This window comes from Bacillus sp. AFS059628, from assembly GCF_002571225.1.
Classification (GTDB): Bacteria; Bacillota; Bacilli; order Bacillales; family Bacillaceae_G; genus Bacillus_A.
On the sequence record NZ_NVEC01000073.1, the window covers coordinates 58,714 to 68,783 of the forward strand.

At 35.6% G+C, this 10,070-nt stretch carries 17 protein-coding genes; all 17 read right to left on the bottom strand.

What is annotated here, in order from left to right:
* Positions 1 to 2 precede the first annotated feature (2 nt).
* Positions 3 to 143, bottom strand: a complete 141-nt coding sequence (locus COL05_RS23395) for a hypothetical protein (protein WP_000938713.1) — start codon at positions 141 to 143, stop codon at positions 3 to 5.
* 17 nt (positions 144 to 160) lie between these two features.
* A complete protein-coding gene (gpG, locus tag COL05_RS23400; protein WP_142333780.1) occupies positions 161 to 556 on the bottom strand; it encodes a phage tail assembly chaperone G in 396 nt (131 codons plus the stop codon).
* 59 nt (positions 557 to 615) lie between these two features.
* A complete protein-coding gene (locus tag COL05_RS23405; RefSeq protein ID WP_098670324.1) occupies positions 616 to 1,200 on the bottom strand; it encodes a major tail protein in 585 nt (194 codons plus the stop codon).
* Between the two features lie 13 nt (positions 1,201 to 1,213).
* Positions 1,214 to 1,573 (bottom strand): structural protein, encoded by a 360-nt coding sequence (locus COL05_RS23410; RefSeq protein WP_098218084.1) that lies wholly within the window; start codon positions 1,571 to 1,573, stop codon positions 1,214 to 1,216.
* A complete protein-coding gene (locus tag COL05_RS23415) occupies positions 1,570 to 2,007 on the bottom strand; it encodes an HK97-gp10 family putative phage morphogenesis protein (protein ID WP_098670325.1) in 438 nt (145 codons plus the stop codon). The genes COL05_RS23410 and COL05_RS23415 overlap by 4 nt, the downstream gene beginning before the upstream one ends.
* Positions 1,995 to 2,342: a phage head closure protein gene (locus COL05_RS23420; protein WP_140161590.1), complete on the bottom strand. Its 348-nt coding sequence runs from the start codon at positions 2,340 to 2,342 to the stop codon at positions 1,995 to 1,997. Before COL05_RS23420 ends, COL05_RS23415 begins: the two co-directional genes overlap by 13 nt.
* Positions 2,329 to 2,604 (bottom strand): head-tail connector protein, encoded by a 276-nt coding sequence (locus COL05_RS23425; RefSeq protein WP_098670326.1) that lies wholly within the window; start codon positions 2,602 to 2,604, stop codon positions 2,329 to 2,331. Before COL05_RS23425 ends, COL05_RS23420 begins: the two co-directional genes overlap by 14 nt.
* Positions 2,605 to 2,612: 8 nt before the next feature.
* Positions 2,613 to 2,927, bottom strand: a complete 315-nt coding sequence (locus COL05_RS31055; protein WP_142337630.1) for a fibronectin type III domain-containing protein — start codon at positions 2,925 to 2,927, stop codon at positions 2,613 to 2,615.
* Positions 2,890 to 4,032 carry a phage major capsid protein gene (locus COL05_RS23435; RefSeq protein WP_098670327.1) on the bottom strand — a complete coding sequence of 381 codons (1,143 nt, stop codon included), beginning with the start codon at positions 4,030 to 4,032 and terminating at the stop codon, positions 2,890 to 2,892. Before COL05_RS23435 ends, COL05_RS31055 begins: the two co-directional genes overlap by 38 nt.
* Positions 4,033 to 4,053: 21 nt before the next feature.
* Positions 4,054 to 4,806 (bottom strand): head maturation protease, ClpP-related, encoded by a 753-nt coding sequence (locus COL05_RS23440; RefSeq protein ID WP_098670328.1) that lies wholly within the window; start codon positions 4,804 to 4,806, stop codon positions 4,054 to 4,056.
* Positions 4,784 to 5,998 (bottom strand): phage portal protein, encoded by a 1,215-nt coding sequence (locus COL05_RS23445; RefSeq protein WP_061684781.1) that lies wholly within the window; start codon positions 5,996 to 5,998, stop codon positions 4,784 to 4,786. The genes COL05_RS23440 and COL05_RS23445 overlap by 23 nt, the downstream gene beginning before the upstream one ends.
* Positions 5,999 to 6,013: 15 nt before the next feature.
* Entirely contained in the window at positions 6,014 to 7,786 is a 1,773-nt protein-coding gene (locus COL05_RS23450) for a terminase large subunit (protein ID WP_098670329.1), read from the bottom strand.
* Entirely contained in the window at positions 7,767 to 8,147 is a 381-nt protein-coding gene (locus tag COL05_RS23455; RefSeq protein WP_000357492.1) for a phage terminase small subunit P27 family, read from the bottom strand. Before COL05_RS23455 ends, COL05_RS23450 begins: the two co-directional genes overlap by 20 nt.
* 160 nt (positions 8,148 to 8,307) lie before the next feature.
* The gene (locus tag COL05_RS31505) at positions 8,308 to 8,670 is read right to left on the bottom strand and encodes an HNH endonuclease (protein WP_098670330.1); all 363 of its coding nucleotides are present in this window, start codon (positions 8,668 to 8,670) and stop codon (positions 8,308 to 8,310) included.
* A complete protein-coding gene (locus tag COL05_RS23465) occupies positions 8,663 to 8,878 on the bottom strand; it encodes a hypothetical protein (protein ID WP_098670331.1) in 216 nt (71 codons plus the stop codon). The genes COL05_RS31505 and COL05_RS23465 overlap by 8 nt, the downstream gene beginning before the upstream one ends.
* Positions 8,879 to 8,907: 29 nt before the next feature.
* Positions 8,908 to 9,228 (bottom strand): hypothetical protein, encoded by a 321-nt coding sequence (locus COL05_RS23470; RefSeq protein ID WP_098670332.1) that lies wholly within the window; start codon positions 9,226 to 9,228, stop codon positions 8,908 to 8,910.
* Positions 9,229 to 9,630: 402 nt separating this feature from the next.
* Positions 9,631 to 10,070 (bottom strand): hypothetical protein (locus tag COL05_RS31510; protein ID WP_218937611.1); only part of this gene is annotated, 440 nt, incomplete at its 5' end.

Sequence of the window (10,070 nt, forward strand, 5' to 3'; positions counted from 1 at the left end):
CTTTACAACCAATCTGGTGCTTGATTTGCTGTACGGACTACATTTTTATCTTCTTGCTTTTTCTTATAAGCTAACGTTTTAAAGAAAAGTACTAGATCCATCTGATTAATATCCGCTTGGGACATGCCAGAATCTTGTAACATACTATATATCCCAAACATCATTTCTGTAGGTTTGAACGGTTCTTTCTGTTCCTCTGTCTCTTTTTTTTTGCTGCATTAGTCTTTGAATCAATAGCATTAATAACTGCCACAGCCTCAGCAATACGACCTACAATCGCTAAACAAATTGCATAGATAGTTGATGTTAAAAACCAAATGTGTACTCCTTCAAGAAACTCTTCCACTGTAAATCGATTCCCAAACACTTTAACAACAAAATGAGTAGCTTCTTTTAGTACATCAAAGTGAACATTCTCAACACTCAATTTCTCTGTCCATTCAGCTGCTTCAAAACCGTCAGTAGACGAAATGTATGTTGGTAAAAAGAAAGTTTTTTTACCAGTGGGTAGATTTAAAACCAATTTAAACGATTCTGTCTTTTGATTTTCTTGCATAATTGAATCTCCCTTCATAAATAAAGGACACAGCATTGAGCTGCACCCTTTTTATAATTTTATTTGCTTAATGCTGGTGCTGTTTCTGTTGGTGGTGCTGGAACTGTCTTAAACCAATTCGCTGCAACGGTTGCATCATATCCTGTTTCTTCTTCATCTAAACGATGTCTCCAGTTTCCATCTGAACGTTGGATCGCTTTGCATTTAATTTTAGCCGATTGGAAAGTTGGTTTATCTTCAGCTGTCTTGTGCTCATCTTCAGGAATTTCAAATTTCGTTTTGTAGTAGCAATAAAAACGGTTTTTCCCATTGTCTTTTGGTAAACGGTATAATAACGCTACATATGGAGCAACATCATTTACATTATCGATTACCTGACCTTTAATTAGTTTCTTTCCTAATAGTTCAGCGTAAGTAGATAATGAAATATCCGCTGTTTCTAATTCGATTTCTACACCACCAAAGGCACTTGCTGTTGCTAGCGGCCCTCCTTCTGCATAGAACGTTACGGATTCATTTTTAGGTGAAGCCTTGCCACTTACTGCATCTCCAATTTTCTTAGGTGCTGCATACGTAAACTTACCATCTGGTGTTTCTGTCAAAATCGCATAATGTAAATCTCTAAAATCGACTGCAATTGCCATATTTGTTTTCCTCCTAAATTTTTAATTCTGTACGAAACCTCATACCATAATGATAGATTTTCGTATCTGGTTCATATAAATTTGCTGTTGTAATACGCTGAAATCCTATATTTTTCATAGAAGTGTTTACCGCTTCTTTTAAATCACCCTTCACAGGGCTAAAGGACCAAATATCTACTTGAAATAAAATAGTGCTAGTAGATTCCGCACCCTCCGCGTATCTGCTAGCACTATTATCTAACTCAGAATAAGTAATCCATGTTTTTCCGTTATCGTCACCACGAACCATATTGTAGATATATTCTCCACCAATTTTTTCTACAATAAAAGGCGTTGTAAGTGCACGTAACACATCTTTTTCTAAAAATCTCATACAATATGCAACGCTGCTGCAAAGACATTTCGCATCTCATGAACTGCCTTTACTTCCGTGTGAGTTACTGTCTTCTCTATAAACCCTTTATGTGGTGGATATGGCATTTTACTGGTCCCCCAGTTTTGGAATTTCATATAAAAGTGGGGGGAATTATCATCTCTTTCCCACCCCACACTAATTGATTTGACTCCATTCCGAGTTTTTATTTTTCCAACAAAAACCTCGTCCTTTGCATGTTTACCTGTTCTCCATGATTCTTTTGGTGAAGGTGGTTTCGGATGTGCACTTACTGGACTTTCTACCTCCAGAGCATCCCTTACTACCTCAGCACCTTTCTTTAATGCTGAGTTTTCAATTGTTTTTACACTTCTTCCTAAAGCTTCAAAACGTTGAATAGCTTCTTGTATCCCAAAGGTTGTTACTTCTGCCATATAGATCGCTCCTCGCACACCAAGCATGTCTCTTTATGTTGCTCATCAACATCTACAACAGCTTTTATTTCAAAGAGTCGGTCATCATACAAAACTCGCATTTTCGAATCAATTCCCCTACGAAATCGCATAAAAAAATTCACTGTACGTACCGCATTTTCGGTATTTCCAGCGAATATTTCATAGTTAAATCCCTTTCCAAATGGTGTTTTTGCTCTTGCCCAAACAGTGACAACATCTTTCCATTCTGGTGGAATTGGATTCCCTTCTTCATCTTTTTTATTTGTGATTTCCTGTTGAATTGTTATTCTTTTATTTAATTTACTTGGATTCATGATTATCACCGTTATTATAGTCCCTTAATTGTAATATGGTAGTTTCTAATGACTGTTTTAACGCAGGGACATTTAATGATTTATCTTGATTCTCATAGTTTAATAAAACATGCGTAATTACCGCTATTTTGTAAAGGGCCTTGTCACTTTCAGGAACACCAGAACCTAGTAAGACTTCTTTTGCTCCATCAATTAGAAGTTGGATAATTATATCCTCTTCATTCCCATCAATTTTTAATTTTCCTTTTATAAGCTCCAGCATGGTATCACCTACGATCCTGAAGCACTTGTTTTCGCTGATAATTCAACGCTTAACGTTGAACTTAATCCGTTATTCCCAACAGCTTTCACTTGATAAGAATATGTTGTATCACCTGTTAACCCTGTATCTTTATAAGTTGTTGCTACTGACGTTCCTACTTGTTTGCCATTACGTAATATTTGATATTCTTTAATGCCCCCATCATACACAACAGGAGACCAACTAATGTTGGCCGTTGTTACTGTTGCAGAATCAACTTTTAATCCTGTTGGAGTTTGGGGCGGATTAGGGCGTAACTTTAACTTCTGCGATACGGAATGCAGAGTTTAAAGAACGTTTTTGATCATACCAAGCTGTTAATACAAATAGATATTCTCCTGAATCCACATTCTTATCCGTGTCATATGTCATTGCATCATAGTTGATACGGAAAAAGTTAAAGTCTCCTACAATCGGTTTTACTGCCGCGTCAACGAATTCTACAGGTTTACCCATTACTTTTTCAGGTGGTGTATCAAAGAAATTTGTTGTTCCGTTAGATAACGATTTAACAATTTTTAAATAGTCTGCATATCGCATAACAACCTTAGCATTTTCACGATAATCTTCATGTAAGTCCGCAATTGCATTAGTGATAGATTCAAATAAATCTTCACCTGACACACGTTTTACATCAGATCCATTATAGAATGACATATGCCCTAAACCAGATTTCGGTGTAACTGCTAGTGCATCCTTCTTCTCTTTCGCGGCTAATCCTGAACGTAATGCATTTTCTACATATTGTGTGAGTTCAACATCGGTACCATGAATAACTGTATCAGAAATTTTTACTTTCACCTTAAATTTATTACGCCCAAATGCCACAGTATCACCTGTAAGCTTCATTTCTTTCGCTGTTTCTTCATCTGTAATGAAATCATCATCATCAAGTGTGTATGAAATTTTAGGTAATTCTAAGCCTTTAATCGCACTTACTTGAGAAACTTCTCGTAATTGATTTTTCGCAAAAGGCTCATGTACCAATTCCTTTTGCATATTTGTTGGGAAAAACTTATCGCCTCCCGTTGAATTACCAGCTGGTAAAGCAATTAAAGCCTTAACATCATCTGATACTGCTCGACCTTGTACTGCCGCACGAATAAATTCTGCTTTTGCCGCTACTTCTTTTTGTTTCGGATCTTCAATACCAGTAATAACATTTTTCTGTTGAGCAAATTTAGCTGTTTGTTCTGCTTCTAGTTGATCATGTTGTTGTTTTACAACATCAAAGCGAGCTTGTAAGTCTGCTTTTGATGTTTGCAATACTTTGATATCATTTAACGAAGCTGATGGATCCATAGCCTTTGTAGCCAGTTCATTTTCTGTTTTCGCCAATTGTTGGCCAATTGTTGCCATTGCTTGTTTTAACTCATAAATGGTTTTCATAAAATTAATTCCCCCGTTTTTTTAAAATATTGTTTCTAAATAGGCAAGATTTGCTTTTGAATCTGCAACGATTTTTTCTCGTAATTCCTTTTCTTCTATGCTCATAATTGATTTATCGGATTGCATTTGTAATAGTTGTTGTGGCACATTCTGATATTGTTTCGCCCACTTGTCATCAAATGCATATGCAACAGCTTGGTTAGCTTCAACAATTTCATCACAAAGCCCTAATTCTAAGCATTGTTCGGCTGTTAACCATGTATCTTCTTCAAGCATTTCGTATAACATTTCTTCTGACATTTTTTCACCAGATCGATCAAGATAATACTGGCACATTGCCTGGCTAATACGTTCCACATCATCAGCCGCTTTTCTTAATTGCTTAGCATTACCCCAAGCTCCTGTCATTGCATGGTGAATCATCATTAATGAATTATTTGGCATAATAATACGTTTTGAAATCATTGGTAAAACAGATGCACAAGATGCCGCTACCCCATCAATATGCGATATAATATCGGCTGGATGTCGTTTTAACATAGCGATAATAGCCATTGCTTCAAACACACTACCTCCAGGACTATTAATGTATAGATTGATAGTCTCAATGCCATCACCCAATGCTTCCAATTCGTTTTTGAAAGTAATAGATGACACCTCGCCATATTCTTCCCATGCATATTTTGTAATTTCTCCATAAATAAAAACATCAGCCGTTTTACCATTCGCCGATGCTTTCATTTGAAAAAACTTATTCTGTTTGTTCTTTGCCACCGTTTTTCACCCCCTTCCGTTGAGTTGGGTCCATATCAATTGGATATAAATCACCACTTACCCAAAGTTTTGAAGCATTACCACCCACAGGCGGTTCATCTTCTTTTTGACGAACATCATCTTGTGATAACCATCCACTCCTAATTGCGGCTTGATAATAAGCTGTTCTTGAAGCTGTATCACCTCTTAACAGTCCTCCAAGATTGAATTTAAAGTAATGGCCTTCTTGTCGTTCTTTTTTATTCAGCAACTTACGATTCATTTCTTGCTCATACTGACGAACAATAGGGGTTAAAGTCATTTGAACAAACTGAATCATCAGCTGTTCATTACTGCTATAACTCTGTCCTTCCGTGTCATTTAAAAATGTAACCGGAACATTAAAAACGTTAGCAACCCGTGAACGTGTAATTCGTTCGGATGCTAACGTGTCTGAAGCGAAGTATTTCCGCTCCATCTCTTCTATATTGACACCTGGTTCCCTGAATAAAATACCACCATTCTCTTGATAAAACCGTCTAAAATCATCAATGATTTTTTGTCTCTTTTCATTATCGACCTGCGTCGCATAATCCAAAATAAAACTATCTTTCTTCTGCATTTCTGACAAACTAAATTCTTGTACTGCCTTATCATATTCAAGAGTATTTCTCAAAACATCAATTGGACAAATACCTTTCCATCTTGCAATACCTGTGATGTGTTTGACATGAAACATGTTCATATTGTGGATGTAATACGTTCCTTCAATCCCACGTACCTCATACCACAAATTATTATCATCCGTATTTAAAAAAGGCGTTACATAAGCAGATTCAATAGGGATTAATGATTCCACTTGAAATCTAATATCACGAATGATAGCTGCATATCCATTTCCAGTTTCATTTCTTGAAACTTCAATTTTATTTATCCATTCAAATCCGGTCATGTTTGGATTAGGTTCATTCATCACAACATCAGACACTTGATTAACAACAGTGTCATAATCCTTATAGAGCTTTAATGGCAAAGATGCTACCGTATTAGATAATCTACTAATCACACTGAAAATCGTCTCATTTGTAGCTAATTTTGTATTATCAATACCCCAAAACTTCCTTCCAAACCATGAAGAAAAGTTATATCCAGCACCTTTCCATCCCAATGAAGCTCCTTTAATCGCTCCCTTAACACGATTAATCAGTTTCAATCTCTCACCGCCTTTCTATTTAAAAAGATCGTTAACTGATATAAATTCAATATTTCCATCACCTTGTAATTGAGATAACATAGGGATTACTTCTGTATGAGCATTTAAAAAAGCTGCAAAGCCATCAATCTTTCGATATTTACTCTGTTTAGATGGTAAAAAGTTCCCGTTTCTGTCTTCCACAAGCTTTACATTGTTCATATACCAACGGAAGAGACGGTTTTTATTACTGATTATTTTTCCATCCAACAACAATTCTTTTACATCCTTTAATGCTGGACTTAAAGTTAAATGCCCTTGTCGAACTGGTTCGGTTTTAAATCCATATGCTTTCAAATCTTCATTTAAACGATAGGCATTTGCTGGATCATAAGTAATTTTCTTTATGAAATAGTGTTCGGATTGCTCAACAAACCAATCATAAACATACTCATATTTCACATACTCACCAGGGATAATAGTGAGCCAACCTTTGTCTTTAAACTCTTTGAAACTAATATTTTCGTTATCACGATCAACTTTAGCCTGCGGAACCCAACTGTGAGATAGCACAAAAACATTTCCATCATCTAAAGGAAACTCTAAACAAGCGCTTGTAAAATCTTCTGTTGCAGATAAATCATAACCTGCAACACATTCTTTACCAGCTAATCCCTTTATATCAATAACTTCTTCATTCCTTTTTAATATCTCAATACCCACAAAGGACATTTCATCATTATCAACAAAGATGTTAAATTGTTTTGTAATCCAGTCATTCTTTTCAGCATCTGTATGCTTATCTGTATTCCAATCATCAATAAGCGATGGAAGATCTAACGAAACTCCCATATTAGGATTTGCTTTAATCCATAATTCAGGATTTTCAATTTCATCCACGCTATCCATTTCAGCCATGAAATAAAACTTTCTATCTTGGTCAATAACTCCTTCTAAAACATCAGTTGCAATTTCATAGTATTGAACAAGTGGTCCTTCAAGCTGATATCCTGCCGTAGTGATATAAACAATCATTGGTTGTTTACGTGCACCACGTGATTTTTTTATAACATTAATTAACTTAAAGTTTTTGAATTCATGTATTTCATCAAAAATACCAAGATGTGTATTTAATCCGTCTAGTTTCTTACTATCTGATGCACGAGGTTCAATTTTAGAATGCGTTTTATCATGGAAAATACCTTTCTGATTTTCGCGTAAATGTTTCCGAAGAAGGGGTGATTTTTGAACCATTGCACGACTTTCATCAAATAACTCCCCAGCTTGTTGTTTTGTATTTGCTAAAACATAAACACGAGCACCTGGTTCATTATCTTTAGCAACAGCATAATTAGATAAACCAGAAATCATTGTAGTTTTTCCATTTTTACGTCCAATAAAAATAAGGCCCTCACGAAAGCGCCTATAACCTGTATCTTTATGAATCCATCCATACAAAGAACCTATAACAAAGTGTTGCCACAGTTGAAGAACCAACCTTTTATAATCCCCTTTTGATGGACGACAAAACTTTTCGATATATCGTATAGGTCGATGCGCTTTTTCTTCATCAAAAACCCAAGGGAACTCCTCAGTCCCCTGTCTCCTCAAATCGTTTAGATGACGTTGACAAGACAAGATATTTTTCTTACTAGCTATTATGTTTCCTTTCACAACTTGTTCTGCATACCAAGTTGTTCTTAGTTCAGGAGATGGATCTACTAAAATATTAAAATGCTGTATCTGCTCATTTCGCCAATTTTTATACCACTTAGCTATTTCAGAGGGCTTAGAAGTTGTCGTAATCATCATCAGAATCTCCAGTTAGCTCTTCCTGAAGCTTTTTTCGGCTTGCCCCAGTCAACCCTAGCTCCCCTAAATATTGTCGAATCTGTTGTAAATACTTAGGTATCTCTGGTATCAAAGTGTGCTTAGTCAGATTTGTAGCACCAGCTTTATTTGTATACTCCATCGTCAGACCTTCTTTTTTAACATTAGCTGCCATCTCTCTAAACATTTGATAACTGAAGGCAATCGCTTCAACTACAATAGGATCATTGATATCAGCCTTTCCTTCAACTTCTAAAACAGACCAAATACGAATCCAAGTATCTTTTCCTACCTTTTTTAAATGCGTAGGCGGTTTCCTCTCAATCAATCCTTTATCCACGATATCACCTCACTTACATTTTATGGATAAAAAGTACCAATTCAGAAATAAAAAGCTCTTATTTTCAGGCTTTACCCCCTTTAGAAACATCACTTGCGCCACCCACGAAGGAGGCGTCCGGTCTGGGCGGAAACGGCTCTGAACAATAAAAGGAGGGGGGCTATATGAATTCTTTGTTCGCTTTTACTTTTACGAACTGAATCTTTCTTTTATTTTTCTTTTTCCCTCCACCCTTTTCAGGATGTTCTTTGTTGTGACATGGATTACATAAACTAATTAAGTTATCCAATGTTAATGCAAGTTCAGGATATTCACTTCTTTCTTTGATATGATGGACCATATCAGCAGGTACTGGTATCAATGGATCGTGCTTCATACACTCTTGGCACCGATAGTTGTCTCGTGTTAATGCCAACTCTCTACACCTTCGCCAAGCTGTACTGTCATAGAACTTCTTCGCTTCTTTATCCCGCTTGTATTTATCGTAGAACTTTCGTTGTTGTGTTGTTTTATTTTCAGTCATCACTTTGAACTATCGTTCGAGCTACAGATTTACCATCAAGATATAATTCAACGGTTTCAGCTTCACCTGTATACTTGCTCATAACCTTTTCTAACTTCTCAAATGCACCTACACATTCATTGATAGCTAATGTAAGTTCTTCTATATTCGCTTTTGCTTCTGTCGTATCAATATCGATGTGAGCTGAAACAACATTTTTCTTTTCCATCCTTCAACACTCCTTAATAGATTTAATTTTTAAGTGATATTAATTTGACGGCATTGTCTAGCAAAAGGGATAAAGTGTTTTAAGAGATTAACAGCATTTTTATTTTGCCACCATTTATCTAACAAGACTATTCGTGCATTGATTGGATTAATCCCATCAAGAGAGAACGCACTATTAGATATGAAACGAGGTATTACATGAGTTGTTCCAAAATGTTTTTTTATTCTTTTCCAAGCTTCTTCAGCTTGCATTAAATTATTACCAACAATCCATAACTCTTGTTTTTTATCTTCTTTTAAATCCCTTAACGTTCCCTCTAAATATAATAAATCATATTTTTTTAGTTCCATCCTTTATCCCTCCAAAATAAAAAGCACCCGAATGGATGCTTTTTTCTCAACTGTTCATTTACATTTCGATTGTGGTACGTGAAGTTTTATTCTTTTCCCAATCACCTAATGTTGTTGCGTTTATCTGTACCTAAATTATTAGGTAATTGGAAGAAGAGCAAAAGCTCTCCTTAATAAAGGTATCATTCAATCGTTACCATCTGCTAGTTTCGGATTTTATGTGCCTTCATTATGAAACCGTTTAGACAACATATAGATTATAAAGGAATCTTTATGAGTTGTGTTTTCCGCCACTTCTCACAATACAAATATAACATGTTAAAAAACAAAAATAGTCCGTAAATAGTTCGCGAATCGTCCGCGATTTGTTCATTCTATCAAGCAATTAAACATTTAAATATCTCATTCATCATAATGATAATGGTGATGATAATGATGGTGTTCTACCTTTTGAACCGGAACTGGTTGAAAAGCTTTCCAAGTCCCTATCGTCGTTAGGATAAAACCTAAATATGTCATTACTTTCTCGATATCTTCCTCCAAAAGAGTACTCGACATCAAAATAATAATAAATCCCATTGTTAGCTTATAACATAAACTCTTCAACTTACTATCTGATATGACATTAAGAACTTCTTCTTCTATTAATACTTCACGTAGATTGGCTTGTTCAATTGTCCGATTCAATTCTTCATAATATAGGTTTGACTCCCTCCCATCCATTTCATAAATTGATCTCACCAGGGTGTCGTTCATCATTTCAATTTTTCGTATTGATTCCAAATTTAAAGATTGTATTGATGCGAGCGTTTTACTCATAAACTTCGGTATTTCTAATCGAT

What these genes read in the sequence shown, in the direction of transcription:
- COL05_RS23395 (WP_000938713.1), bottom strand. Translation starts at nt 143, where the DNA reads ATGTTACAAGATTCTGGCATGTCCCAAGCGGATATTAATCAGATGGAT.
- COL05_RS23405 (WP_098670324.1), bottom strand. Translation starts at nt 1,200, where the DNA reads ATGGCAATTGCAGTCGATTTTAGAGATTTACATTATGCGATTTTGACA.
- COL05_RS31505 (WP_098670330.1), bottom strand. Translation starts at nt 8,670, where the DNA reads ATGACTGAAAATAAAACAACACAACAACGAAAGTTCTACGATAAATAC.
- COL05_RS23450 (WP_098670329.1), bottom strand. Translation starts at nt 7,786, where the DNA reads ATGATTACGACAACTTCTAAGCCCTCTGAAATAGCTAAGTGGTATAAA.
- COL05_RS23470 (WP_098670332.1), bottom strand. Translation starts at nt 9,228, where the DNA reads ATGGAACTAAAAAAATATGATTTATTATATTTAGAGGGAACGTTAAGG.
- COL05_RS23425 (WP_098670326.1), bottom strand. Translation starts at nt 2,604, where the DNA reads ATGCTGGAGCTTATAAAAGGAAAATTAAAAATTGATGGGAATGAAGAG.
- COL05_RS23435 (WP_098670327.1), bottom strand. Translation starts at nt 4,032, where the DNA reads ATGAAAACCATTTATGAGTTAAAACAAGCAATGGCAACAATTGGCCAA.
- COL05_RS23465 (WP_098670331.1), bottom strand. Translation starts at nt 8,878, where the DNA reads ATGGAAAAGAAAAATGTTGTTTCAGCTCACATCGATATTGATACGACA.
- gpG (WP_142333780.1), bottom strand. Translation starts at nt 556, where the DNA reads ATGCAAGAAAATCAAAAGACAGAATCGTTTAAATTGGTTTTAAATCTA.
- COL05_RS23410 (WP_098218084.1), bottom strand. Translation starts at nt 1,573, where the DNA reads ATGAGATTTTTAGAAAAAGATGTGTTACGTGCACTTACAACGCCTTTT.
- COL05_RS23420 (WP_140161590.1), bottom strand. Translation starts at nt 2,342, where the DNA reads ATGAATCCAAGTAAATTAAATAAAAGAATAACAATTCAACAGGAAATC.
- COL05_RS23415 (WP_098670325.1), bottom strand. Translation starts at nt 2,007, where the DNA reads ATGGCAGAAGTAACAACCTTTGGGATACAAGAAGCTATTCAACGTTTT.